23 protein-coding genes are annotated in these 23,618 nt (G+C 67.2%); 15 read left to right on the forward strand and 8 right to left on the reverse strand.

Translation table 11 applies throughout. The features are described 5' to 3' along the window. Nucleotides 1-279 precede the first annotated feature (279 nt). Genes AC1Q7H_RS15140 through AC1Q7H_RS15150 form a run of 3 tightly spaced genes read left to right on the forward strand, consistent with a single transcriptional unit; the run spans nt 280 to nt 2,768 of the window. Nucleotides 280-1,083, forward strand: coding sequence for an SDR family oxidoreductase (locus AC1Q7H_RS15140; RefSeq protein WP_013958340.1), 804 nt, complete (start codon nt 280-282; stop codon nt 1,081-1,083). A 42-nt stretch (nt 1,084-1,125) separates the two neighbouring features. Beyond that, on the forward strand, nt 1,126-1,905 hold the full coding sequence (locus tag AC1Q7H_RS15145; RefSeq protein WP_153954247.1) for an enoyl-CoA hydratase-related protein: 780 nt from the start codon (nt 1,126-1,128) through the stop codon (nt 1,903-1,905). A gap of 26 nt (nt 1,906-1,931) precedes the next feature. Continuing rightward, a complete protein-coding gene (locus AC1Q7H_RS15150) occupies nt 1,932-2,768 on the forward strand; it encodes a crotonase/enoyl-CoA hydratase family protein (RefSeq protein ID WP_492381426.1) in 837 nt (278 codons plus the stop codon). A gap of 10 nt (nt 2,769-2,778) precedes the next feature. On the opposite strand, the gene AC1Q7H_RS15155 is transcribed toward AC1Q7H_RS15150, so the two are convergent. The 3 genes from AC1Q7H_RS15155 to AC1Q7H_RS15165 all read right to left on the reverse strand — a co-directional run bounded on the left by AC1Q7H_RS15155 (nt 2,779) and on the right by AC1Q7H_RS15165 (nt 4,929). After that, nucleotides 2,779-3,147, reverse strand: a complete 369-nt coding sequence (locus AC1Q7H_RS15155) for a DUF2784 domain-containing protein (protein ID WP_492381427.1) — start codon at nt 3,145-3,147, stop codon at nt 2,779-2,781. A gap of 17 nt (nt 3,148-3,164) precedes the next feature. Then, the gene (locus AC1Q7H_RS15160) at nt 3,165-4,085 is read right to left on the reverse strand and encodes a LysR family transcriptional regulator (protein ID WP_010812145.1); all 921 of its coding nucleotides are present in this window, start codon (nt 4,083-4,085) and stop codon (nt 3,165-3,167) included. A 148-nt stretch (nt 4,086-4,233) separates the two neighbouring features. Next, complete coding sequence (locus tag AC1Q7H_RS15165) at nt 4,234-4,929, reverse strand: hypothetical protein (RefSeq protein ID WP_492381428.1); 696 nt, start codon at nt 4,927-4,929, stop codon at nt 4,234-4,236. A gap of 283 nt (nt 4,930-5,212) precedes the next feature. Here AC1Q7H_RS15165 and gcl point away from each other — a divergent pair, with 283 nt between their 5' ends. From gcl to AC1Q7H_RS15200, 7 genes are all read left to right on the forward strand, one after another. Further along, on the forward strand, nt 5,213-6,997 hold the full coding sequence (gene gcl, locus AC1Q7H_RS15170) for a glyoxylate carboligase (protein WP_013958346.1): 1,785 nt from the start codon (nt 5,213-5,215) through the stop codon (nt 6,995-6,997). A gap of 111 nt (nt 6,998-7,108) precedes the next feature. Continuing rightward, nucleotides 7,109-7,891 (forward strand): hydroxypyruvate isomerase, encoded by a 783-nt coding sequence (hyi, locus tag AC1Q7H_RS15175; protein WP_013958347.1) that lies wholly within the window; start codon nt 7,109-7,111, stop codon nt 7,889-7,891. Between the two features lie 57 nt (nt 7,892-7,948). Continuing rightward, complete coding sequence (gene glxR, locus AC1Q7H_RS15180; RefSeq protein ID WP_010812149.1) at nt 7,949-8,863, forward strand: 2-hydroxy-3-oxopropionate reductase; 915 nt, start codon at nt 7,949-7,951, stop codon at nt 8,861-8,863. 66 nt (nt 8,864-8,929) lie between these two features. Further along, nucleotides 8,930-10,252, forward strand: a complete 1,323-nt coding sequence (locus AC1Q7H_RS15185) for a glycerate kinase type-2 family protein (RefSeq protein WP_492381429.1) — start codon at nt 8,930-8,932, stop codon at nt 10,250-10,252. A gap of 108 nt (nt 10,253-10,360) precedes the next feature. Then, nucleotides 10,361-11,824, forward strand: coding sequence for a pyruvate kinase (gene pyk, locus AC1Q7H_RS15190; protein WP_013958349.1), 1,464 nt, complete (start codon nt 10,361-10,363; stop codon nt 11,822-11,824). A 236-nt stretch (nt 11,825-12,060) separates the two neighbouring features. Continuing rightward, nucleotides 12,061-12,942, forward strand: coding sequence for a KPN_02809 family neutral zinc metallopeptidase (gene ypfJ, locus AC1Q7H_RS15195; RefSeq protein WP_013958350.1), 882 nt, complete (start codon nt 12,061-12,063; stop codon nt 12,940-12,942). Between the two features lie 412 nt (nt 12,943-13,354). Next, on the forward strand, nt 13,355-16,501 hold the full coding sequence (locus tag AC1Q7H_RS15200) for a multidrug efflux RND transporter permease subunit (protein ID WP_492381430.1): 3,147 nt from the start codon (nt 13,355-13,357) through the stop codon (nt 16,499-16,501). Nucleotides 16,502-16,659: 158 nt separating this feature from the next. Here the strand turns inward: AC1Q7H_RS15200 and AC1Q7H_RS15205 are convergent, their stop codons facing one another. The 4 genes from AC1Q7H_RS15205 to AC1Q7H_RS15220 all read right to left on the reverse strand — a co-directional run bounded on the left by AC1Q7H_RS15205 (nt 16,660) and on the right by AC1Q7H_RS15220 (nt 18,756). Further along, entirely contained in the window at nt 16,660-17,073 is a 414-nt protein-coding gene (locus tag AC1Q7H_RS15205) for a hypothetical protein (protein WP_013958352.1), read from the reverse strand. Between the two features lie 269 nt (nt 17,074-17,342). Beyond that, nucleotides 17,343-17,762 carry a nucleoside diphosphate kinase regulator gene (rnk, locus tag AC1Q7H_RS15210; RefSeq protein ID WP_010812155.1) on the reverse strand — a complete coding sequence of 140 codons (420 nt, stop codon included), beginning with the start codon at nt 17,760-17,762 and terminating at the stop codon, nt 17,343-17,345. 197 nt (nt 17,763-17,959) lie between these two features. Beyond that, entirely contained in the window at nt 17,960-18,136 is a 177-nt protein-coding gene (locus AC1Q7H_RS15215) for a hypothetical protein (protein WP_153954241.1), read from the reverse strand. A 164-nt stretch (nt 18,137-18,300) separates the two neighbouring features. Next, nucleotides 18,301-18,756 (reverse strand): Cd(II)/Pb(II)-responsive transcriptional regulator, encoded by a 456-nt coding sequence (locus tag AC1Q7H_RS15220; RefSeq protein WP_013958354.1) that lies wholly within the window; start codon nt 18,754-18,756, stop codon nt 18,301-18,303. 204 nt (nt 18,757-18,960) lie between these two features. Here AC1Q7H_RS15220 and AC1Q7H_RS15225 point away from each other — a divergent pair, with 204 nt between their 5' ends. Both AC1Q7H_RS15225 and htpX read left to right on the forward strand, forming a co-directional pair. Then, nucleotides 18,961-19,314 carry a hypothetical protein gene (locus AC1Q7H_RS15225; protein ID WP_249221211.1) on the forward strand — a complete coding sequence of 118 codons (354 nt, stop codon included), beginning with the start codon at nt 18,961-18,963 and terminating at the stop codon, nt 19,312-19,314. Between the two features lie 125 nt (nt 19,315-19,439). Further along, a complete protein-coding gene (htpX, locus tag AC1Q7H_RS15230; RefSeq protein WP_013958356.1) occupies nt 19,440-20,318 on the forward strand; it encodes a protease HtpX in 879 nt (292 codons plus the stop codon). 9 nt (nt 20,319-20,327) lie between these two features. Here htpX and arfB read toward each other — a convergent pair whose 3' ends face one another. Beyond that, on the reverse strand, nt 20,328-20,732 hold the full coding sequence (gene arfB / locus AC1Q7H_RS15235; protein ID WP_018310122.1) for an alternative ribosome rescue aminoacyl-tRNA hydrolase ArfB: 405 nt from the start codon (nt 20,730-20,732) through the stop codon (nt 20,328-20,330). Between the two features lie 162 nt (nt 20,733-20,894). On the opposite strand from arfB, the gene AC1Q7H_RS15240 reads away from it, so the two are divergent. The 3 genes from AC1Q7H_RS15240 (at nt 20,895) to AC1Q7H_RS15250 (ending at nt 23,557) form a co-directional block, all read left to right on the forward strand. Beyond that, nucleotides 20,895-21,470: a DUF1294 domain-containing protein gene (locus AC1Q7H_RS15240; protein WP_041228238.1), complete on the forward strand. Its 576-nt coding sequence runs from the start codon at nt 20,895-20,897 to the stop codon at nt 21,468-21,470. A 363-nt stretch (nt 21,471-21,833) separates the two neighbouring features. Beyond that, nucleotides 21,834-22,640 carry a HipA family kinase gene (locus tag AC1Q7H_RS15245; RefSeq protein ID WP_492381431.1) on the forward strand — a complete coding sequence of 269 codons (807 nt, stop codon included), beginning with the start codon at nt 21,834-21,836 and terminating at the stop codon, nt 22,638-22,640. Next, a complete protein-coding gene (locus AC1Q7H_RS15250) occupies nt 22,637-23,557 on the forward strand; it encodes a hypothetical protein (protein WP_492381432.1) in 921 nt (306 codons plus the stop codon). Before AC1Q7H_RS15245 ends, AC1Q7H_RS15250 begins: the two co-directional genes overlap by 4 nt. Nucleotides 23,558-23,618 lie beyond the last annotated feature (61 nt).

Raw genomic sequence — 23,618 nt, forward strand, 5'->3', positions numbered from 1 at the left:
AGAGGCCAGAGGCCAGAGGCCAGAGGCCAGAGGCCAGAGGCCAGAGGCCAGAGGCCAGAGGCCAGAGGCCAGAGGCCAGAGGCCGGCGCCGCCCCCGCAGCATCGGGGGCGGACGCACACCAGAACAGAAACATGGAGACCGTCATGCGCCATCGCGCGATACCTGCCGTGCAGCCACGCCGCCGGCGCTAGCCCTCCCCTGCATTTCGCCCCGCCACGGTTCTGCCTGACGCCGGATCGCGGCCCGCATCGCCTGACCATCGATCGAGAGGACTTCCCATGCCCAGTGCCTTCCGCCCCGACGCCTTTGCCGGCAAGACCGTATTCGTCGCCGGCGCCTCCTCCGGCATCAACCTCGGCATCGCGCACGGCTTCGCGCGCGCCGGGGCGAAGCTGGCGCTGATCAGCCGCACCGCCGAGCGCATCCAGGCCGCCGCCGACACCATCACCGCGGCCGGCGGCACCGCCATCGGCATGGCCGCCGACGTGCGCGACTATCCCGCCGTGGAAGCGGCCTTCGCGCGCGCCCAGGACGAACTGGGGCCGATCGACGTGGTGATCTCCGGCGCCGCGGGCAACTTCCTCGCGCCCGTGGTCGGCATGTCGGCCAATGCCTTCAAGACCGTGGTCGATATCGACCTGCTCGGCACCTTCAACGTGTTCCGCGCCAGCTTCGACCACCTGGCCAAGCCGGGTGCATCGCTGATCGCCATCACCGCGCCGCAGGCGGTCAACGCCATGATGTTCCAGGCCCATGCCTGCGCCGCCAAGGCCGGCATCAACATGCTGATCAAGTGCCTGGCGATGGAATGGGGCCCGGCCGGCGTGCGCGTGAACGGCATCTCGCCCGGCCCGATCGCCGACACCGAAGGCATGGCGCGGCTGGCGCCCACGCCCGAGATGGAGGCGCGCTACAAGGCCCGCCTGGCGCTGCGCGACTACGGCACCAAGGACGATATCGCCGATGCCGCGATGTACCTGAGCAGCGACAACGCGCACTACGTCACCGGCACCATCCTCGACTGCGACGGCGGCAGCAAGCTGGGCGACGCCTCGGCCGATGCGCTGAAGAAGCCGCAGTAAATCACCGTACCGAATACCGACCACGAGACCAGGAGACCCCCCATGACGGCATCCGTCCTCTATCAAGCCAGCGAAGGCGTGGCCACGCTGACCCTGAACCGCCCGGACGTGCTCAACGCAATGAACGGCGACCTGATGCGCGAGCTGCGCGAGGGCGTTGAGCGCGCCGCCGGCGACGCAGACGTGCGCGCCGTGCTGATCACCGGCGCGGGCCGCGGCTTCTGCGCCGGCGCCGACCTGGCCGCGCGCGGCAAGGATGGCATCACCGATTCCGGCACGCTGCTACGCGAGCGCTACCACCCGATCATCATGGCGCTGCGCCAGATGCCCAAGCCGGTCGTCACCGCGGTCAACGGCGTGGCCGCCGGTGCCGGCATGAGCCTGGCGCTGGCGGGCGACGTGGTGCTGGCGGCTCGCTCGGCCAGCTTCCTGCAGGCCTTCTCCAAGATCGGCCTGGTCCCGGACGCCGGCAGCACCTACTTCGTGCCGCGCTATGCCGGCGAGATGCGCGCCCGCGCGCTGGCCATCCTGGCCGAAAAGATCGATGCCGAGGAGGCCCAGCGCATCGGCCTGGTGTGGAAGGTCCACGCCGACGACGCGCTGCAGGACGAGGCCGGCAAGCTGGCCCGCCACCTGGCCACCATGCCGACCATGGCCTACGGCATGATCAAGGAAGCCCTCAACCAGAGCTTCGACAACGACCTGGCCGCGCAGCTCGAAGTGGAAGCCACGCTGCAGTCGCGTGCCAGCCGCAGCGATGACTGCAAGGAAGGCGTGGCCGCCTTCATGGAGAAGCGCAAGCCGCAGTTCAAGGGCCGTTGAGCACCCACATCACAAGGAGCCAGCGCATGAGCGCCAGCAGCAACGAACGTATCCTCGTCACCATCGAAGACGGCGTCGCCGACGTCCGCCTGAACCGCCCCGACAAGATGAACGCGCTCGACCAGGCCATGTTCGACGCACTGATCGAGACCGGCGAGCAACTGGCGCGCATGCCCGACCTGCGCGCCGTGGTCCTGTCAGGCGAAGGCCGCGCCTTCTGCGCGGGGCTGGACATGGGCAGCATGGCGGGCATGTTGTCGGACGGTGGCGGCGAATCCCACAACGACAGCATCGGCGCGGGCCGCCTCGGCAAGCGTACCCACGGCATGTCCAATCGCCCGCAGTACGCGTGCATGGTCTGGCGCGAGCTGCCGGTGCCGGTCTTCGCGGCGGTGCACGGCGTGGCTTTCGGCGGCGGGCTGCAGGTGGCGCTGGGGGCGGACGTACGCTACGTCGCGCCCGATGCCAGGCTATCGGTCATGGAAATGAAGTGGGGGCTGGTGCCCGACATGGCCGGCATGGTGCTCACGCGCGGCCTGGTGCGCCCCGACGTGCTGCGCGAGCTGATCTACAGCGCGCGCGTGCTGAGCGGCACCGAAGCCTGCGAACTGGGCCTTGGCACCTACCTGGCCGACGACCCGCGCGCCGCGGCGTTGGAAGCCGCGCGCCAGGTGGCACAGAAGAACCCGGATGCGATCCGTGCGGCCAAGCGCCTGATGGCGGTGGTGGAGCGCGGCGACAATGCCGCCATCCTGCAGGCCGAGTCCGATGAGCAGGACCGGCTGGTCGGCTCGCCCAACCAGCGCGAGGCAGTGCTGGCCAATATGCAGAAGCGCGCGCCGCGCTTCGAGCCGGCGGGCTGAAGCAACGCGCTCAGTGGTGGGGCCGTCGGCGCCACCACAGCACATAGACCGCCACGTTGACCGCCAGCACCACCGCGCCGAGCCACAGTTGCACCGCCGGCGTAAGCCCGGCCGGATAGATCAGCGGCAACAGGTAGCGCTCGACAAAACCGCCGCTGTAGCCCGCCTGCCCGGCAGCCTGGCGCAGCGTGTTTTCCAGCGGCGTCAGCGGGCAGATCCAGCCGGACCATTCGATCAGCACGCCCCATGCCGCCGCGGGAAGGTGCAGCCATGCGACACGCGGCCATCGCAATACCAGCAGTCCGCCCGCCACCACGAACAGGATAAACAGCCCGTGCACGATGACCACCAGGTCGGCCAGCCAGGCTGTGATCGGCATCGCGCTCGGCGGCGGCCTCAGTTGCCGCCCGCCGTGTCCATCCAGTAGCCCGGGCGCGCGAACTGCGCCTTCAGGTGCTCGATGAAGAAACGAATCTTGGCCGGCACCGGGCGCTGCTGCGGGTACACGGCAAGGATGTCGTAGGCCGGCAGCGCGTATTCGTCCAGCACCGTGATCAGCTCGCCGCTCTCCAGCTGCGGCAGGATCTCCCAGGTCGAGCGCCAGCCCAGGCCCAGGCCCTCGCCGGTCCAGCGGTGCAGCAACTCGCCGTCGTTGCAGTCCAGGTTGCCGTTGACGCGCACGGTCACGGTCTTGCCGTTCTGGCTGAAGTACCAGCCGCGCTGCTGGCCGCCCTGCAGGTTGAACGCCAGGCAGTTGTGCTGGGCCAGGTCGTCCAGCGTCTGCGGCACGCCGTACCTGGCAAAGTACGCCGGCGTGCCGCACACCACGCGCTTGTTCGACGCCAGCTTGATCGCGACAAAGTTCGGGTCGATGGCGCCGCCGATGCGGATGCCGACGTCATAGCCTTCGCGCACCAGGTCAACCACGCGGTCGGTCAGGTTGAATGAGATCTGCACTTCCGGGTTGGCCGAGAGGAACGCCGGCGCGTGCGGTGCCACGTGCTTGCGCCCGAACGCCGCCGGTGCCGAAACGATCAGGTGGCCGGTGGCCTTGTGCTTGCCTTCGGCAATCAGCATCTCGGCGCGGTCCAGGTCGGCCAGCGCCTTCTTGCACTGCTCCATGAACACCGCGCCCTGCTCGGTCACGGCAATGCGGCGCGTGGACCGGTGCAGCAGCTTGACGCCGATGCGGGCTTCCAGCGCGTTGATGCGGCGGCCGATCATCACCGGCGTCACGTTCTGCGTGAGCGCCGCGGCCGCCATGCTGCCGTGCTCCACCACGGCGATAAAGGCTTCGATTTGCTTGAGTTTGTCCATCGGATATTCGTCTCCCGGGCGCCATTGTGCGGCATCCCCGGGGATGTGACATCCCTGCGCGGCTGATGGGCAGGATCGCGGCATCCGCATACTGCCGCGTCAGCGCCGCTGCCAGGGGCACGCCGCGTCACCCGGCGCCGGTGCGGAATCAGCCGCCCGGAGCCGCCCGCGCCCTGACCTGCGCGTTCATCTCGGCCGCTTCGCCCAGCACATGGGCCAGCCGCCGCAGCGGGCGGCTGCATTGCACATGCAGGTACAGGTAGCAGGCCGCGCCGGTCACCAGCATCACGCCGTAGATCCACAGCAGCGCCCCGGCCATGGCCTGCTGACGCGGCAGCGCGGCCACCACGGCCGCGGCCGGCGCCAGTGCCAGCAGCATTGCCAGGGTGCGCGCAGCACCTTCCCACAACCGCAGTTGCAACACTACGCGCCGCTGGCGCGCCTGCAGCTGCGGCGGCGGGATGCGCGCCAGCCGGCGCAGCAGCGCATCCTCGGCCACGCTGTGGCGGTCCATCTCGGCGGCCTGCCAGCGCAGCGGATGGCGCAGCCTGGCCAGCACGATGCCGGCGCGCGTGAGTCCGGCGCCGACATAGCAGGCGGCGGACAGGGCCAGCAGCGCCTCGAAGGTCCGCAGCGACCACGGCGGCACCGGGTGCTTCAGCCACAGCCGCCAGACGGCCAGGGCCGCGCCGCTCAGGATGGTCGCGACCAGCGCCGCGATAAAGCCCACCCACAGCGCGCGCCCGAGGCGGCCGCCCTGCGCCGCATGGTCGGCGGCCGGCCCGGGCGGGGCGGCGGCAAGCGCTTCAAGCAGTTCGTAGGTAGACGGCAGCCTGGAATACATGGTCGGCCCGGATGGCGAGGAATCCCGCCATTTTGCCGCACTGCGCTGCGGCGGCCGGCCGGCGCCGGCCCGTACCCACCGCTGCGCTGCGTGCTCGCACCGTCACACCACATATCCAATTGCGTACCCCGGCGTACCCCCGCCGACCGTCCGATCGGGCTTCCAAGGCGATATTGCGTACCCCAGGTATCGAATCAACTGATCTCCCTTCTGTTTATCCCACCCCGCCTGCGGGAATAGGATCGACTCCAACGGAATTCACACCATCACTGGAGACAAGATCATGGCAAAGATGAGAGCAATCGACGCGGCAATCGCCGTGCTGGAGAAGGAAGGCGTGACCACGGCATTCGGCGTGCCGGGCGCGGCAATCAACCCGTTCTACTCGGCAATGCGCAAGTCGGGCAACATTAACCACGTGCTGGCCCGCCACGTCGAGGGCGCCTCGCACATGGCCGAAGGCTACACCCGTGCCGAGCCGGGCAACATCGGCGTCTGCGTCGGCACCTCGGGCCCCGCCGGCACCGACATGATCACCGGCCTGTACTCGGCCTGGGCCGATTCGATCCCCATCCTCTGCATTACCGGCCAGGCCCCGCGCGCCCGCCTGTACAAGGAAGACTTCCAGGCCGTCGATATCGAATCGATCGCCAAGCCCGTGACCAAGTGGGCCGTGACCGTGCGCGAGCCGGCACTGGTGCCGCAAGTGTTCCAGCAAGCCTTCCACATCATGCGTTCGGGCCGCCCGGGTCCGGTGCTGATCGACCTGCCGTTCGACGTGCAGGTGGCCGAGATCGAATTCGATGTCGACACCTACCAGTCGCTGCAGCCGTACAAGCCGGCTGCCTCGCGCGCCCAGATCGAGAAGGCCATCTCGATGCTGAACGCGGCCGAGCGCCCGCTGATCGTGTGCGGCGGCGGCGTGATCAACGCCGACGCGGCGGAACTGCTGGTCGAGTTCGCCGAACTGGTCAACGTGCCGGTGGTGCCGACCCTGATGGGCTGGGGCGTGCTGGCCGACGACCACCCGCTGCAAGCCGGCATGGTCGGCCTGCAGACCTCGCACCGCTATGGCAACGCCACGCTGCTGGCTTCGGACTTCGTGATGGGCATCGGCAACCGCTGGGCCAACCGCCACACCGGTAGCGTCGATGTCTACACCAAGGGCCGCAAGTTCGTGCACGTCGATATCGAGCCCACCCAGATCGGCCGCGTGTTCGGCCCGGACCTGGGCATCGTGTCGGACGCCAAGGCCGCGCTGGAACTGTTCGTCGAAGTTGCCCGCGAAATGAAGATGGCCGGCCGCCTGCCGTGCCGCAAGTCGTGGGTGGCCGACGTGCAGAAGCGCCGCCGCACCATGCAGCGCAAGAGCGACTTCGACAACGTGCCGGTCAAGCCGCAGCGCGTGTACCGCGAGATGAACCAGTACTTCCCGCGCGACGTGCGCTACGTCAGCACCATCGGCCTGTCGCAGATCGCCGCGGCGCAGTTCCTGTCGGTCAATGAGCCGCGCCACTGGATCAACTGCGGCCAGGCCGGCCCGCTGGGCTGGACCATCCCGGCCGCGATCGGCGTGAAGACCGCCTCGCCGGATTCGGATGTGGTGGCGATCTCGGGCGACTACGACTTCCAGTTCATGATCGAAGAGCTGGCCGTGGCCGCGCAGTTCAAGGTGCCGTACATCCACGTGGTGGTGAACAACTCCTACCTCGGCCTGATCCGCCAGGCGCAGCGCAACTTCGAGATGGACTACTGCGTGCAGCTGGCCTTCGACAACGTCAACTCGCCCGAACTGAACGGCTATGGCGTGGACCACGTCAAGGTGGTCGAAGGCCTGGGCTGCAAGGCGATCCGCGTGTTCAAGCCGGAAGACATCGCCCCGGCCTTCGCCGAAGCGCGCGACCTGATGGCCGAATTCTCGGTGCCGGTGGTGGTCGAGGTGATCCTGGAGCGCGTGACCAATATCGCGATGGGCACCGAGATCGACAACGTCAACGAGTTCGAGCCGATCGAAGACCTCGAGGACATCGAGGAAGCGATCCTGAAGGAAGAAGTGGAAACGGCGTAAGCAGCACCATTCCAACATGGAAGCGCGGGCTACGGCCCGCGCAAATCCAGCGCCCCTGCATCACCGGTTCTGCACCGGCAGAACGACAACACAACTAAACCGGAGAGACTCATGACTAAACTTGCGGCCAACCTCACCATGCTGTTCAACGAAGTGGGGTTTCTCGACCGCTTCGAAGCCGCCGCGCGCGCGGGCTTCCGCGGCGTGGAATTCCTCTTCCCCTATGCCTTCCACGCGGACCAGATCGCTGACCGCCTGAACCGCTTCCAACTGGATCTAGTGCTGCACAACCTGCCCGCCGGCAAGTGGGAAGCGGGCGAGCGCGGCATTGCCTGCCACCCGGACCGCGTCGGCGAGTTCCAGGACGGCGTGGGCGAGGCCATCAAGTACGCCAAGGTGCTGGGCGTGCGCCAGCTGAACTGCCTGGTCGGCATCCAGCCGCAGAACGTCAAGCGCGAGCAGGCCCAGGAAACGCTGGTGGAAAACCTGCGCTTCGCCGCCAGCGCGCTCGCCGCCGAGCATATCGACCTGCTGGTCGAGCCGATTAACACCTTCGACATCCCCGGCTTCTTCCTGTCGCGCACGCAGCAGGCAGTGGACCTGATCAACCAGGTCAATGCGCCCAACCTGTACGTGCAGTACGACATCTACCACATGCAGCGGATGGAAGGCGAGATCGCCAACACCATCAAGGCCAACCTGCCGAAGATCAAGCACGTGCAGCTGGCCGACAACCCGGGCCGCAATGAACCGGGGACCGGCGAGCTGAACTACCACTTCCTGTTCAAGTTCCTGGACGAGATCGGCTACAAGGGCTGGATCGGCTGCGAGTACAAGCCGAAGACCACCACCGAAGCCGGCCTGGGCTGGCGCGCCGAACACGGCGTGCAGTAACGGGTTACCACCTACGCCAACCAAGACAGACTTAATCTCATTCAAGGAGACATCAACATGGCAAACCAACGCAACGTCGGCTTCATCGGCCTGGGCATCATGGGCGCACCGATGGCGGGCCACCTGCGCGCCGCCGGCCACACGCTGTTCGTGCATGACGTCAACCCGGCCCCGCAAGCGCTGGTCGATGCAGGCGTGACCGTCTGCACCAGCGCCGAGGAAGTCGCCAAGCGTGCCGACATCATCGTCATCATGGTGCCGGACACCCCGCACGTGGAAGCCGTGCTGTTCAGCGAAAAGGGCGTGGCCGCCGCGTTCAAGGCCGCCGGCAAGGAAGCCAGCCACAGCAAGATCGTGGTCGACATGAGCTCGATCTCGCCGATCGCCACCAAGGACTTCGCCGCGCGCATCAACAAGCTGGGCGCCTCGTACCTGGACGCGCCGGTGTCGGGCGGTGAAGTGGGCGCCAAGGCCGCTTCGCTGACGATCATGGTCGGTGGCCCGCAGGAAGCCTATGACCAGGTCAAGCCGCTGTTCGACCTGATGGGCAAGAACGTCACGCTGGTCGGCGGCAACGGTGACGGCCAGACCACCAAGGTGGCCAACCAGATCATCGTCGCGCTGAACATCCAGGCCGTGTCCGAAGCCCTGCTGTTCGCCTCCAAGGCGGGCGCCGATCCGGCCAAGGTGCGCCAGGCGCTGATGGGCGGCTTTGCGGCCTCGCGCATCCTGGAAGTGCACGGCGAGCGCATGGTCAAGCGCACCTTCGACCCGGGCTTCCGCATCGAGCTGCACCAGAAGGACCTGAACCTGGCGCTGCAGGGTGCCAAGGCCCTGGGCGTGGCACTGCCCAACACCGCCACCGCGCAGGAGCTGTTCAATACCTGCGCCGCCAACGGCCTGGGCAAGCAGGACCATTCGGCCCTGTGCCGCGCGATCGAGATCATGTCTAACCACCAGATCGCCAAGTAAGCAGCAACCAAGTCGTCCCCGCCCTGCGGGGACGACTAGCTTTCCCCGTCAGCACCAGGACTTTTCATGCTCGCCACCGAACCTCAAGCCGCCCTGCTCTCGCCCCAGCGCGCCGCAGCGCATCCCGGACAGTCCGAAGCGCGCGCGTTGCTGCGCGACCTGTTCGATACCGCGGTCGCTTCCGTCAGCGCCAGCCACTGCCTGCCGCCGCACCTGCCCACGCCGCCCAAGGGCCGCACGGTAGTGATCGGCGCCGGCAAGGCCGCTGCCGCGATGGCGCAGGCGGTCGAGGCGAACTGGCAAGGCGAGCTGTCGGGCCTGGTGGTGACGCGCTATGGCCATGGCGCCGAGTGCCAGCGCATTGAAGTGGTGGAAGCCGCGCACCCCGTTCCCGATGAAGCCGGTGCGCGCGCCGCGCAACGCATGGTGGAACTGGTGCAGGGCCTGACCGCCGACGACCTGGTGCTGTGCCTGATCTCCGGTGGCGGCTCGGCCCTGCTTGCCGCGCCAGCACCCGGCCTGACGCTGGCCGACAAGCAGGCCGTCAACAAGGCGCTGCTGCGCAGCGGCGCCAGCATCGGCGAGATGAACTGCGTGCGCAAGCACCTGTCGGCGCTCAAGGGAGGCCGGCTCGCGCTGCACTGCGCACCGGCACGCGTCGAGACGCTGCTGATTTCCGATATCCCCGGCGATGACCCGACCCTGATCGCCAGCGGCCCGACGCTGCCCGACGCGACCACCTGCGCCGACGCGCTGGCCGTCATCGCCAAGTACGGCATTGAAGTCCCCGCCAACGTGCGCGCCCACCTGGAAAGCGGCGCCGGCGAAACGCCCAAGCCCGGCGATGCCCGCTTCGAGGGCCACCGCAACGTGACGCTGGCTACCGCGCAGCAATCGCTGGAAGCCGCGGCCGCGCGCGTGCGTGCACTGGGCTACGAGGCCCATATCCTGTCCGACTGCATCGAAGGCGAAGCCCGCGAAGTGGCCGAAGTGCACGCCGCCATCGCGCGCCAGGTCGCGCAGCACGGCCAGCCCTTCAGCAAGCCCTGCGTGATCCTTTCCGGCGGCGAGACCACCGTGACCGTGCGCGGCAAGGGCCGCGGCGGGCGCAATGCCGAGTTCCTGCTGGCGCTGGCGGTGGCGCTGGACGGCCTGGCCGGCGTGCACGCGATCGCCGGCGACACCGACGGCATCGACGGCTCCGAGGACAATGCCGGCGCGCTGCTGTCGCCCGACACCCTGACCCGCGCCGCCGCGCGCGGGCTGTCGGCGCGCGCGCACCTGGACAACAACGACGGCTACGGCTTCTTTGCCGGCGTGGACGACCTGATCGTCACCGGCCCGACCCGCACCAACGTGAATGACTTCCGCGCCATCCTGATCGTGTAGGCCTGCAGTCGCCAGCGCAGTACCGCCGTACCGAAGCAGTCGTTCACCTGAACAGCATTACCCGGCGCGCCACGTGGCGCGCCGTCCGAGAATGGAAGAGGAGACATCATGAGACGCCAGCGCAAAGCGAAGATCGTTGCCACGCTTGGACCCGCAAGCACCGACATCGCGGTGATCCGCGAACTGTTCGAGGCGGGCGCCGACGTGTTCCGGCTGAACTTCAGCCACGGCACGCACGAAGACCACCGCGCGCGCTACGACGCCGTGCGCAAGATCGAGGCCGAGACCGGCCGCCCGATCGCGATCCTGGCCGACCTGCAGGGCCCCAAGCTGCGCATCGGCACCTTCGCCGCCGGCAAGGTCGCGGTGCGCGCGGGCGATGTGTTCGTGCTCGACAGCGATCCCACCCCGGGCGACGGCACCCGCGTCTACCTGCCGCACCCCGAACTGTTCGCCGCCGCGCAGCCGGGCCAGTCGCTGCTGATCGATGACGGCAAGGTACGCCTGTCGATCGAAGCGGTGACCACCGGCACCATCACCACGCGCGTGGTCAACAACGGCACGCTGTCCGACCGCAAGGGCGTGAACGTGCCCGACGCCGTGATCCCCATCCCCGCGTTGACCGAGAAGGACCGCAAGGACCTGGACTTCGCGCTGGCGCTTGGCGCTGACTGGATCGGCCTGTCGTTCGTGCAGCGCCCGTCCGACATCGTCGAAGCGCGCGAGATCGTCGGCACCCGTGCCGGCATCCTGTCCAAGATCGAGAAGCCGGCCGCGCTGCAGCAACTCGAAGAGATCGTGCGCGTGTCCGATTCCGTGATGGTGGCGCGCGGCGACCTCGGCGTGGAGTTGCCGCCCGAGCGCGTCCCCGGCGTGCAGAAGCGCATCCTGCGCGTGTGCCGCCAGCTGGGCAAGCCGGTGGTGATCGCCACGCAGATGCTGGAATCGATGATCGACTCGCCGGTCCCGACCCGCGCCGAAGCATCGGACGTGGCCAGCGCCATCTATGAAGGCGCCGACGCGGTAATGCTGTCGGCCGAGTCGGCCAACGGCCGCTACCCGGTGCCGGCGGTGTCGATGATGAACCGCATCGTCACCGAGGTGGAACGCGACCCGCTGTACCGCAATCTGCTCGATGCCCAGCATGAGACCCCGCTGAACACGCGCCAGGATGCCATCTGCGCGGCGCTGCGCGAAGTCACGCAGATCATCGGCGCCGCCGCGACCGTGACCTACACGTCCTCGGGTGCCACCGCGCTGCGCGCCGCGCGCGAGCGGCCGTGCGCGCCGATCGTCAGCATCACGCCGAACCTGGAAATCGCTCGCCGCCTGGCCATTGCCTGGGGCGTCCACTCCACCGTGAGCCCGGATGTGCAGAGCGTGGATGAAATGGTCGAAGCCGCCACCCGCGCGGCGGTGGCCGAAGGCTATGCCGTGCCGGGTGACCAGATCACCATCGCTGCGGGGATGCCGTTCGGGCAAGGCGGGACTACCAACCTGCTGCGCGTGGCTGAAGTTGGCGCCAGCGCGGTGGCAACCGCACCGGCTGCGCGTGAGGCTGCTTTGGCGTAATTGCGCTGTTGCGTTCCCGTCCCGGAACGTTCAGGTCATGACGAAACCGGGTGCAAACCCGGTTTCTTTGTTTTGCCGCACACCGCCTGCGTTGCCCGTCTCCAGGGTGAGTGGGTGGTGTTTTTTTGTTGTGCGCCTGGATGCGGCTGGCTGATGGCGGAAGCAGCACCAACCCCCGGATTGCTATACTGATTGCCACCCCCTGCAACTCAACCCCCCCCAATCCCGGAGCCCCCATGCGCCTAGATGACGAAGCCGAAAGCCAGAACGTTGAAGACCGCCGCGGCGGATTCGGCGGCGGGTTCGGCGCCGGGCCAAAGACCATTGGCATCGGCACGATCGTCATCGCACTGGCAGCGTCCTATTTCTTCGGCATCGACCCGATGCTGATCATGCAGGGCGCCTCGGTGCTGCAAGGCTCCGGCCCGCAGCAGCAGCAACAGCATCAGGTGAACCGCCCGCCGGCGACGGATCAGATGACGGTGTTCACGCGCAAGGTGCTGGGCAATACCGAGCGCACCTGGCAACACATCTTTGAAACCCAGCTGAACCGCCGCTATGCACCCCCCACGCTGGTGCTGTTCTCCGGCGCCACGCCCACGGCCTGCGGCACCGGCCAGTCGGCGATGGGCCCGTTCTACTGCCCCGGCGACCAGAAGGTCTATATCGACCTGGCTTTCTATGACGAGCTGCGCCAGCGCTTCGGCGCCAGCGGCGACTTTGCCCAGGCCTATGTGATCGCGCACGAGATCGGCCATCATGTGCAGAACCTGCTGGGCGTATCGGACAAGGTCGACAGCGCGCGCCGCCGCATGGGCGAGGCGCAGGCCAACCAGCTGTCGGTGCGCATGGAACTGCAGGCCGACTGCCTGGCGGGTGTCTGGGCCGCCACCGCGCAGCGCGCCAACCAGCAGCTGCTGGAGCCTGGCGATGTCGAAGAAGGCCTGAAGGCCGCCGCCGCGATCGGCGACGACCGTCTGCAGCGCCAGTCGCAGGGCTATGTCGTGCCGGAGGCCTTTACCCACGGCTCCAGCGAGCAGCGCGTGCGCTGGCTGCGGCGCGGCATTGAGTCCGGCGATATCCGCAAGTGCGATACCTTCGCCTCGCGCGACCTGTAAGCGCGAACTCCACCCCCGACGTCTGAGGGGTGTCGGCAATGTGACGTTTGCGTTGTCCGGACCCTGTTCCCTGTCTATAATCGCCGGCAAGGCCGCATGACGACGGCCAGTCGCCGGCGTCGATCCTCACCGATCCTTCCTGCCGCAGCGCCGGGTTCTCCCCACAGGACCCCTGCAAGCGCCGCGGTGCACGCCGGCCCCGGTCGACGGGCCACGCGCCCCCTGACCGACAGGCGACCCGACCCGCGGCCAGATCGGCACCATCAGCAACATCGGCCCAGCTTTGCCGCGACTTGCCGCCTCTTGCCGCTGAGCCTTGCGGCGTCTCCACACCCAAGCCGTTCCGTTCCAACCGCACCGGAGCCACGGCCGATCTTCACTTGCCGTGCGCCCGTGCCAGCCCTGACCTGACATGGCGTCGTTTTTTCTGAAGCGCCCGGCGTTTGCCTGGGTGCTGGCCATCCTGACCGTGGTAGCGGGCCTGGTGGCCCTGAACCGCATCCCCATCGCCCAGTACCCGGCGGTGGCGCCGCCCACGGTGATCATCTATGCCGATTACCCGGGTGCGTCCGCGCGCACGGTGGAGGACCGCGTCACCGCGGTGCTGGAGCAGCAGATGCATGGCATCCCCGGCCTGCTTTACCTGGATTCCAGCAGCGAGGGCGGCACCGCCACGGTGACGCTGGGCTTCCGCCAGGGCACCGACCCGCAGCTGGCGCAGGTCAACGTGCGCAACCGCGTGGCGCAGGCCGAGCCCTTGCTGCCCGAGGCGGTGCGCCGCGGCGGCGTCTATGTCGACCAGGCCAGCAGCAGCGCCTTCATGTACGTGTCGCTGGTGTCCGGCAGCGGGCAGCTGGACGAGACCGCGCTGGGCGACTTTGCCGCCGGCTCGGTGCTGCCGCTCCTGCGCCGCCTGCCCGGCATCGGCAAGGCCGAACCGTATGGCGCCGAATACGCGCTGCGGATCTGGTTCGATCCCGACAAGCTGCATGCCTTCAACCTGACCACGGCCGAGGTCGAGGCCGCCATCCGCGCGCGCAACGGCAACGTGACGCCGGGCCAGCTGGGCGCCGCGCCTGCGGTGCCGGGACAGCCGTTCCAGGCGATCGTGCGCCCGCCCGCGCCGATGAGCGATGCACAGGCGTTCGGGCGCATCGTGGTGCGCGCGGCCACCGACGGCTCCGCCGTGCTGCTGCGCGACGTGGCGCGGGTGGAGCTGGCCGCCAGCGACTATCGCTACGGCTCCACGCTCAACACGCGCAATGCCGCGTCGATCGGGCTGAAGCTGGCCGACGGTGCCAACGTGCTGCAGACCTCGCGCACCGTGCGCGCGGCGCTCGATGCCGCCAGCAAGGGCTTTCCGGGCGACGTGCGCTATGAGATATCGTATGACGGCGCCACCTTCGTCCAGGCGTCGATCTCGCGCGTAGTGCTGACGCTGGTCGAAGCCACGGTGCTGGTGTTCCTGATCCTGTACCTGTTCCTGGGCAACCTGCGCGCGACGCTGATCCCATGCATCGTGGTGCCTGTATCGCTGCTGGGCACGGTCGCCTGCCTGTACGCGCTGGGGCTGTCGCTGAACGTGATCACGCTGTTTGGCGTGGTGCTGGCGATCGGCATCCTGGTGGACGACGCCATCGTGGTGGTCGAGAACGTCGAGCGCATCATGCGCACCGACAGCGTGGGCGCGATGGAGGCCGCGGCGCGCTCGATGCGCGAGGTCTCGGGCGCGCTGGTGGCGGTGACGCTGGTGCTGTGCGCGGTGTTCGTGCCGATGGCGTTCTTCGGCAGCGCGGTGGGCGTGATCTACCGGCACTTTGCGGTGACGCTGGCGGTGTCGATCGCGTTCTCGCTGTTCTTTGCGCTGACGCTGGCGCCGGCCATGTGCGCCAGCCTGCTGCGCCACAGCGCGGCGCCGGCGCGCGGGCCGCTGGCCTGGTTCGATGCGCGCTTTGCCGCCTTCACCGGGCGCTATGCCGGCTGGGTGCAGGCGCTGCAGCGCAGGCGGCTGCGCTGGCTGGCGGTCTACCTGGCGTTGACGCTGGCATGCGGCTACGCCTTGTGGAAGATGCCCAGCGGCTTCCTGCCGGAAGAGGATACCGGCGAGATCGTGGTCGATGTCGAGCTGCCCGCCGGCAGCACGCAGGCCGACACGCGCCGGCTGGTTGCCGGGCTGGAACAATGGATGCGCGACCAGCACTACCCGGTGCATTCGAGCTTTGCCGTGCTGGGCTGGTCCAGCGGCGGCAGCGGCGAGCAGCGCGCCAGCCTGTTTATCGGCCTGACCGACTGGAAGGCGCGCGGGCGCAAGCACACGGCCCAGGCCGTGCTGGAGCGGCTGTCGGCCGGGCTGGAAACCTGGCCGGGACGCGGCGCGGCGCAGCTGTTTGCGTACAACAGCTCGGCGCTGCCCGAACTGGGCAGCATCGGTGGCCTCGACATGCGCCTGGTGGCGCGCCAGCCGGTGGGGCGCGAGGCGCTCTTCGCCGCGCGCGACAAGCTGCTTGAGCGCGCCAGACAAGACCCGGTGCTGGGCGAGGTACGCGCCACCACCGGCCAGCCGGTGCCCGCGCTGGACCTGAAGATCGACTACCGCAAGGCCGAGGCCTTCGGCGTCGATGCCGATACCGTGCACCACACGCTGTCGGCCACGCTGGGCTCGCGCTATATCGACGAAGTCGCGCGCGAGGGCCGCGTGCGGCGCGTGATCCTGCAGGCCGACGCGCCCTTCCGCATGCGGCCGGATCAGCTCGCGCGCGTGCACGTGCGCAACGCACAGGGCGCGATGGTGTCGCTGGCCGCGTTCGCCTCGCTGGAATGGGGACGCGGCGAGGTCACGCTCGAGCGCTTCGACGGCTTCAGCTCGGTGCGCATCAATGCCGAGGTGGCGCCGGGCTACACCACCGGCGCGGCGATGACGCGGCTGGCCGAACTGGTGCGCGAGCTCGGGCCGGAATACGACGTGCGCTGGACCGGGCGCGCCTTCGAACAGGAGCAGACCGGCACGCAGGCGCCGTGGCTGTTCGCGCTGTCGCTGCTGTTTATCTTCCTATGCCTGGTGGCGCTGTATGAAAGCTGGACCCTGCCGCTGGCGGTGATCGCGATCGTGCCGACCGGCCTGATGGGCGCGGCCGCGGCGATCTGGCTGCGCGGCATGCCCAACGACGTCTACTTCAAGGTGGGCGTGGTGGTGATCATGGGGCTGGCGGCCAAGAACGCGATCCTGATCGTCGAATATGCCGAGCAGTTGCGGCGCAGCGGTGCGGGCACCATGGGCGCGGTGGAGGCCGCCACGCGCGCGGCGCGCCAGCGGCTGCGGCCGGTGGTGATGACCTCGCTGGCCTTTGTGCTGGGCGTGGTGCCGCTGGCGATCAGCACCGGCCCGGGCGCGGGTGCGCAGCAGGCGGTCGGCACCGGCGTGCTGGGCGGCATGCTGGGTGCGACGGTGCTGGGTACGCTGGCAGTGCCGCTGCTCTATGCAGCGATCGCGCGCAGGTTGCCGCGCGCGCAGCCGGAACCCGGACACGACGCGACCGCCATGCAGCCGCCTTCGGCATGAGGGGCATGCCTGCGTGCTGACGCGGTCACGAGCCGACGGAAGAGAAAAGCGCCTGCCTGGCGAAGAGAGAAGGAGGAGGAGGTCAGCCGGGCAGGCGGGAGAGAAAACTTGCGGCCACCGCAGTGGCCGCACGAGGTCTTTGGGAAGACCTACGAGGATCAGACGCGATAGCCGTACAGGGAACCGTCACCCGAGCGGGAATTGTCGAGCGCACGATCGGCAATATCACCGGTGAAGGTGTGCGTACCTTCGCTGAAGGTATCGAACTTGCCTTGCTTGGAGATCTCGCCACTGAAGCTATGCGAGCCTTCGGTGAAGCTGTCGAACTTGCCGTCGCGGCGCGAACCTTCCGAGTACGGGTCGAAGCGGCCGGTGCGGGCTCCGTCCGTGTACGTATCGAACTTGCCTTGCTTGGCGCCGTCCGTATACACATCGTACTTGCCGGCCTTCAGCGCATCGGCATACACATCAAATTTGCCAACCTTGCTGGCAGCGGGGGCAGCCAACGCCACAGCGGACGCGGCGACAGCCGCGAACACGAGCGCGCCGCCAAGGATACGTCTGGCGATCATTTGGGACTCCTTCAACTGATTTCGTCGTTCTTTCTTGTATGGACCGGGATGAGACTCCGGCCGCTCTGCAATCTATGTTGCGATGCGAGCACGGACTGAAGATTAGTCACAGTCCACGCAAGCAGAAATACCGCTGCGACGAATGGTGCGTTGCGAGTCGTGAAACGACTGGCTTGCCGATGAATGGTGTCGATGGATCGCCAGGCACACGCGGCGCATGACGCGCCGGCGTGGCCCCGGCAGCACGCCTCAGGCGGCCGGGATGCGGCTCAAAGCGTGTACTGGCCGCTGGCTTCCGGCTGGAACGCGATCCCGGCGACACTCACCTGCTGCTCGCGGCCGTCGGGCAGCCGGTAGCTGACGGTCTGGCCGGCGCGCGCGCCCAGCAGCGCCTGGCCCACTGGCGACAGCACCGACAGGCGGCCGGCATCAAAGTCGGCCGCGTCGGGGTACACCAGCGTCCAGTTGCGCGGGGCCTGCTCGCCCGGCAGGTTGCAGACCAGGCGCGTGTTCATGGTGACCACGTCGGTCGGGATCTCTTCGGGCGCGACGATGGTGGCGCGCGCCAGCAAGCTGTCGAGCATGTCCTCAAGTTGCGCCGAGCCGGCGCGGCTGGCGATGCGCTCCAGGCGGGTCACGTCGAGTTCGGTCAGGTACAGGGTGGCGGTATTCGTTTTGGTGGCCGTCATGGCGGGTCCTCCGGCAGTCAGGTGGTTGGCGCGGCCCGGCCAGCATGGCAGGCGGCGGCGGTCAGGTCTGGCAGGTATGGCGTTTGCGCGGCAGCGCGGACATCAACGAATCCGGCGCGGGCCTTGCGGCAGTGGCCGGAAAAACTGAAAACGCTGGCTCGGGCCCGGTTCGGCCCGGGCCCCGCTATGGAGACGAATCAGGCTGGGAACCGGGCGGAATCAGGCGGTGCGCTGATCCGGCGGGGAGAGACTGCGCGCGTGGCGCGCTGGGGCAGGATGTTGGCCGTGGCGATCGCGCACGCGTGCGCGCGGCCGGTCCGCATCAGGCGGACAGGCGCATCGGGCATCGGCGTCAGGCGATCAGTCATGGTCATGCAGAATGTTTGATAAGGGGCAGCGGATGGTTCTCTGAACAGGCGAGCCGCGTAAGTCGTTGCTCACTACATCGCTCACTGGCTGCGCTGCCGCCGGGGCCCGTGCACCGCAGTGGTGCGATCACGGGAACAGCCATCGTAGCACAGCGACGCGCCTGCGCGCCTCACCCGTTGGCAGCATGCCCGGCCTCGTGCGCGCCCGCATGGCATTCACAGGCCGCGCCGGCCGCGGCCTGCTGCAGGTTCTGCAGGATGCCGCACTCACTGGCGGGCTGGTGGTGGTGGCAGGTCTCGCGCAGCGCGCGCAACTGCCCCTCAAGCGCCTCCAGCGCCACCCGCTGCGCATGGATCTGCGCGATCTGGCGGTCCAGCAGCGTATTGATGTCGTCGCAGTCCTGCGACGGATTGCGCTCGAACTCACGCAGCCGCCGTACATCCGACAGGCCCATGCCGAGCGAGCGGCAGTGGCGCACGAAATTCAGCTGGACCAGGTGGCCGTCGTCATAGCGGCGATAGCCGTTGGCCTCGCGCCGCGGCGCGTCGAGCAGGCCTTCGCGTTCGTAATAGCGGATGGTCTCAACATCGCAGCCGCTGGTACGGGAGAGTTCGCCGATGCGCATGATCCATGGTCCTCGCTTTGTACCCTGTAACTACTACAGGGTTAGTGATAGTGTAGGCCAGTCCGGCAGGTCTTGTCAGGGTGCCAGATGCAGCACTTACTGAACGGGTGACGCCGGCGTGCGACGGGCCCTGCGGGCGGCGCCTGCGCCATGCCGCATCCTGTAGAATTCCTTCCACATCTACCGATAAACCGTCCCCCCTTCGTGCGCTCCCTCCGGCTACTCCTGCTGGTCATGATGCTGGCCTTCCTGCCCCTGCCGGGCTGGGCGGCAGCGTTCGCGCACGCCGTGGTGGCCACCGGCGAGATGTCGGCCGCGCCAGCGGCCGGCATCGGCAACGACGACGCTGCCGGAACCGCCGCAACGGGCGAGCCGTCACCCGCTTCCGAAGCCGCCGAGCCGCAGTGGCAGCCCGGCGCCGACCTTGCCGAGCAACTGCTGCCGGCATCTCCCTTGCGCCTGGCCGCCTGGGGCGGCCGCGCCGGACCGCCGCGCTATGCCGGCGCCCCGCTGCCCGACCCCGATCTGCCGCGGCTGCCGCGTCCGCCGAGCGCCTGAGTCCCACCGGCGCGGCCTGGCCGTGCCCGCCTGTTCCTGCGTGCCGCGCCTGAGCGTGCGGCGTGCGTCTGCGGCCCGTCCGCATCCTGGCTGTACCGCCCTACACACCACTGCTCCACACACACATGAAACGCGTATTGCTTTTCCTGGCGACCAACCTCGCCGTCATGCTTGTCCTCAGCATCACCGCCAGCGTGCTGGGGGTGAACCGCTTCCTGACCGCCAACGGCCTGAACCTGGGCACGCTGCTGGCGTTCGCCGCCCTGATGGGCTTCGGTGGCGCCTTTATCTCGCTGCTGATGTCCAAGACCATCGCCAAGTGGTCGACCGGCGCGCAGGTCATCACCCATCCCAGCACCAGCACCGAGTTGTGGCTGGTGCAGACCGTCGAAAAACTGGCGCAGCGCGCCGGCCTGCCGATGCCGGAAGTCGCCATCTACGATGGCGAACCCAATGCCTTCGCCACCGGCGCGACCAGGAACAGTTCGCTGGTAGCGGTGTCCACCGGCCTGCTGCAATCGATGTCCCATGAAGAAGTGGAAGCGGTGCTGGCGCACGAGGTCGCACACGTGGCCAACGGCGACATGGTCACGCTGACGCTGATCCAGGGCGTGGTCAACACGTTTGTGATCTTCCTGGCGCGCGTGGTCGGCTACTTCGTCGATTCGATGCTGCGCAAGAACGATGAGGAATCGAGCGGCCCGGGCATCGGCTACATGGTCACGGTGGTCATCTGCGAAATCGTGTTCGGCATCCTGGCCAGCATCATCGTGGCCTGGTTCTCGCGCCGCCGCGAATTCCGTGCCGATGCGGGCGCGGCCGGCATGATGGGCACGCCCACGCCGATGGTGGCGGCGCTGCGCCGCCTGGGCGGCCTGGAGCCGGATGGCCTGCCGCAGAACATGCAGGCGATGGGCATTGCCGGCGGCAAGTCGTGGATGGCGCTGTTCTCCAGCCACCCGCCGATCGAGCAGCGCATTGCCGCGCTGCAATCGGCGCGCTGATACCAGACGCTATTCGAACACCCGGCCGCGCAGCGACTTGACCTGGCCGCGCTGGCTCTTGCTGTCCAGCCGGCGCCGGCGCGAGGCCAGCGTCGGCCGCGTGGGCCGGCGCACGCGCGGCGGCGTGGCCACGCTGCGCACCAGTTCGTGCAGCCGCCGCACCGCTTCGTCGCGGTTCTGGTCGAGGCTGCGGAACTGCTGCGCCTTGATCACCACCACGCCGTCGCGCGTGATGCGGTGGTCATGCAGCGCCAGCAGGCGCTCCTTGTGGTCGGGCGCGAGCGAGGAGGCATGCACGTCGTAGCGCAGGTGCACGGCATTGGACACCTTGTTGATGTTCTGGCCTCCCGCACCCTGCGCCCGGATCGCCGTGATCAGGTATTCGTGATGGGGGATGACTAGGTCGTCGGTCATGGCCGTATCATAGCAAGCGCCTCTGCGCCCGCTGCGCGGCGACGATCGCATGCCGGAGCCCGCGCCGGGAAGCGCCCCCGGCTCCCGCCGGAACGAACTGACGGTGGCCGGCCGCAGGTCTTCGCCTACACTTGCTGCCTCATACCAACACTCGGCAAAGATATGCGAAAAGCGGGTCGCATCAAATCGTGGCATGCCGAGAAGGGTTTCGGCTTCATCAACGTCCATGCGGACACGAAAGATGTCTTCTTCCACATCACGGCATTGCAAACGCGCGCCGTGACGCCCAAGCCCGGCGACCGAGTCAGCTTCGTACTCTCCAGGGGGAAGGATGGCCGGATACAGGCGCTTGACGTCGCCATCGCCGGCGCGCCCAGGCAGGCCGAAGAGGCAAGCTGGCTGCCAGCGCTGGCCGGCCTCGCGGCCGTGGTGGTCATCACCGCCTGTGCCCTCGGTGGCTACCTGCCCCGGCAGGTCGGCATCGCCAGCCTCCTCGCCAGCATCATCGCGTTCCTGGCCTACGCGGAGGACAAGGCGCGCGCCCGCCGCGACGCATGGCGCATCCCTGAAGCCCATCTGCACCTGCTCGCACTCTGCGGCGGCTGGCCAGGCGCGCTGGCCGCCCAACATCTGCTTCGGCACAAGAACCGCAAGGCGGCGTTCCAGGCAATTTTCTGGGGAACCGTCGGGCTGAACATCGGCGCGATGGTGCTATGGAAGACCGCCCTGGCTGCATGACGGTATCGGGCTTCGGCCCGGCACGCGTGTCCACGACCGGCATTGTGGAGATACTCAAATGATGTCGCCCACGAAACCCACAAGTTGTCGCTTTTGAACCTGTGCAGCGTCGTATCGAGCACTTAATTGCAGGCGAAAAATACCCATTAGATGTCGTATCGTGCGTCAGCGAACCCATAATGTGTCGCATCGTGCAAAGGATGCGCGCTGTACCCTAAGACCGGCCAGCGTCAACCCTCCCCTCAACTTGAACTGCCGGCGGCCGGCTGGCAGTTTGACTCTAAAGCCGACTTCAGAGGGGAGCAGGTAAAGTGTTTTACGGTATATCATTTGTGCCGAGTGAGCCACAGGCCGGAGGGCCCGATGATTCCAATCCTGCCGGATTCGGCTTGGCGAGAGTTTCGTAGCGCCCCTGCGAGCAAAGGGCAGAACCACACCACGCACCAAGCGCTAATCGTTGACCACGCGGGGCAAGAGCACAAATGCTTCGTAAAAGCTGCGCCGACTGGCAACCCTATGGCATTTACCGAGGGACTTGCCTGGCTGATGGCCGATTCTCTCGACCTACCGCGCCCAAAGTTCGCAGCTCTCCTACATCTTCCAGTCCAGAAGCTCCGGCAGTGCATGCCGCTCGACCAACACTGGATGGGCTACGACCACGCGCTAGCGTTCTGCTCATCCGTAGTCCCTGGAAAGCACATTACCAGTCGCTGGAATTGGCTTGCGGCCTTTCGGACTAAGCGGGCGTTTAGCCACCAGGATGTCGCACGGATTGCCGCCTTCGACGTGTGGGTCGAGAACCAAGACCGGCACACTGGGAACTTTCTGCGCACGAACGCCGGCGACTACATCCCCATCGACAACGAATTCATCCTATATACATTGGTCTGGGTGGCTAGCGGAATCTCTTGCGTGCAGCAGAGCCTTCAAGCTCAGGCTCGAGCAATGCTCAAGAGTGCTGGCTATATGAATTTTGAATCCGCAATGGTTGTGGCATCGCAACAGCACGAACAGGCTTTCCTAAAGGTGTCACCCTCTCTACAACAGTTCATTACCACGATGGTTGCCGACCCAATTCAGGGGGCGGCAGCGGCTACTGCTATTCTGCAGTTCTTGGGACAGCGCGCGCAGTCAGATTGGCTCGCCAACGAACTAGGACGCATCGTATGACTAGCATGTTCTTGTCCGCGGGGGACGACCCCTATGCTCATCTGCGGAAGCACACTGTAGCGGTGCCCAAGGCTGCGTTCGAAGGCGTGTGGGCAACGATTGAACTGCAGCCAGATGCGTTTGCTCGGCAACGGTACACAGTAGGAGTGGCCGTAGCCTATCAAGACGGCAGCTTTGTCTTTCGCTTGCTCGATGACCTGAGTAAGTTTGACTGCATCTACGGCCGCGACGACGCGGCTGAGATTCGCTCACTCATTGAAGCTGCTGAGCAGACACTAACGCGTGCCAAGAAGCTCAATGTTGCTCTCGCTGATACGCAGTTTGATAGTGGAATGGTGATGCTGGGCGACCTGTGGCCTACAGCAGGTACCTCTATTGACGCGGTCCTCAGCCGACTCTATTTGGACGTCATACCGTTCATTCCGCGAGAAGAGCGCAAGGAACGCGATTTCGTCACTCTAGACAACGCAGCTGTCCGCCGACTTGTCGATGACGAGCTCAAACGAATTGCAGGGCTGTCTTTCGAGCGCATTAGTAGTCCGCCGCAACGGGCAGTGGTGGACCGTACTACCGGGCAATCCCATTGGCTTGAGTTCAATTTGGAGCCTTCCGGCAGGGCTGGTAGCGTCATATCTGCGGTCTATAAGACGCCAACCAGCGTTGAATTGAACTTCCTTCGTGCCTCCCGGGACCTTGCAACGTACGCACGCGTAAGGGATTTACAAGACGACCGGTTGGGTCTGTTCGTGATGACTCCAACGAAGGAGGCCATGCCACCATCTGAGCTGGACCGTATTGAGGACATCCTTGGCGAGCAAAGCTGGCGCTTGGAGCAGCAAGGCTTTGTGGTCTCGGCACACGATGACCCAGGCCTCTTGGCGCGCGATGTCTGGGAGTGGGCTGCCGTCACCGAGTAGCAATTTCCTGCGGCCGCACGGCACAATCTACTCCACGGTCCGGAGTTGCGCGGGACGCATC

The sequence above is a fragment of the Cupriavidus sp. GW823-FHT06D04 genome, assembly GCF_058795055.1.

Coding starts and splice junctions, on each gene's coding strand:
- AC1Q7H_RS15140 (WP_013958340.1), top strand. CDS start 280: ATGCCCAGTGCCTTCCGCCCCGACGCCTTTGCCGGCAAGACCGTATTC.
- AC1Q7H_RS15145 (WP_153954247.1), top strand. CDS start 1,126: ATGACGGCATCCGTCCTCTATCAAGCCAGCGAAGGCGTGGCCACGCTG.
- AC1Q7H_RS15150 (WP_492381426.1), top strand. CDS start 1,932: ATGAGCGCCAGCAGCAACGAACGTATCCTCGTCACCATCGAAGACGGC.
- AC1Q7H_RS15155 (WP_492381427.1), bottom strand. CDS start 3,147: ATGCCGATCACAGCCTGGCTGGCCGACCTGGTGGTCATCGTGCACGGG.
- AC1Q7H_RS15160 (WP_010812145.1), bottom strand. CDS start 4,085: ATGGACAAACTCAAGCAAATCGAAGCCTTTATCGCCGTGGTGGAGCAC.
- AC1Q7H_RS15165 (WP_492381428.1), bottom strand. CDS start 4,929: ATGTATTCCAGGCTGCCGTCTACCTACGAACTGCTTGAAGCGCTTGCC.
- gcl (WP_013958346.1), top strand. CDS start 5,213: ATGGCAAAGATGAGAGCAATCGACGCGGCAATCGCCGTGCTGGAGAAG.
- hyi (WP_013958347.1), top strand. CDS start 7,109: ATGACTAAACTTGCGGCCAACCTCACCATGCTGTTCAACGAAGTGGGG.
- glxR (WP_010812149.1), top strand. CDS start 7,949: ATGGCAAACCAACGCAACGTCGGCTTCATCGGCCTGGGCATCATGGGC.
- AC1Q7H_RS15185 (WP_492381429.1), top strand. CDS start 8,930: ATGCTCGCCACCGAACCTCAAGCCGCCCTGCTCTCGCCCCAGCGCGCC.
- pyk (WP_013958349.1), top strand. CDS start 10,361: ATGAGACGCCAGCGCAAAGCGAAGATCGTTGCCACGCTTGGACCCGCA.
- ypfJ (WP_013958350.1), top strand. CDS start 12,061: ATGCGCCTAGATGACGAAGCCGAAAGCCAGAACGTTGAAGACCGCCGC.
- AC1Q7H_RS15200 (WP_492381430.1), top strand. CDS start 13,355: ATGGCGTCGTTTTTTCTGAAGCGCCCGGCGTTTGCCTGGGTGCTGGCC.
- AC1Q7H_RS15205 (WP_013958352.1), bottom strand. CDS start 17,073: ATGATCGCCAGACGTATCCTTGGCGGCGCGCTCGTGTTCGCGGCTGTC.
- rnk (WP_010812155.1), bottom strand. CDS start 17,762: ATGACGGCCACCAAAACGAATACCGCCACCCTGTACCTGACCGAACTC.
- AC1Q7H_RS15215 (WP_153954241.1), bottom strand. CDS start 18,136: ATGACCATGACTGATCGCCTGACGCCGATGCCCGATGCGCCTGTCCGC.
- AC1Q7H_RS15220 (WP_013958354.1), bottom strand. CDS start 18,756: ATGCGCATCGGCGAACTCTCCCGTACCAGCGGCTGCGATGTTGAGACC.
- htpX (WP_013958356.1), top strand. CDS start 19,440: ATGAAACGCGTATTGCTTTTCCTGGCGACCAACCTCGCCGTCATGCTT.
- arfB (WP_018310122.1), bottom strand. CDS start 20,732: ATGACCGACGACCTAGTCATCCCCCATCACGAATACCTGATCACGGCG.
- AC1Q7H_RS15240 (WP_041228238.1), top strand. CDS start 20,895: ATGCGAAAAGCGGGTCGCATCAAATCGTGGCATGCCGAGAAGGGTTTC.
- AC1Q7H_RS15245 (WP_492381431.1), top strand. CDS start 21,834: ATGATTCCAATCCTGCCGGATTCGGCTTGGCGAGAGTTTCGTAGCGCC.
- AC1Q7H_RS15250 (WP_492381432.1), top strand. CDS start 22,637: ATGACTAGCATGTTCTTGTCCGCGGGGGACGACCCCTATGCTCATCTG.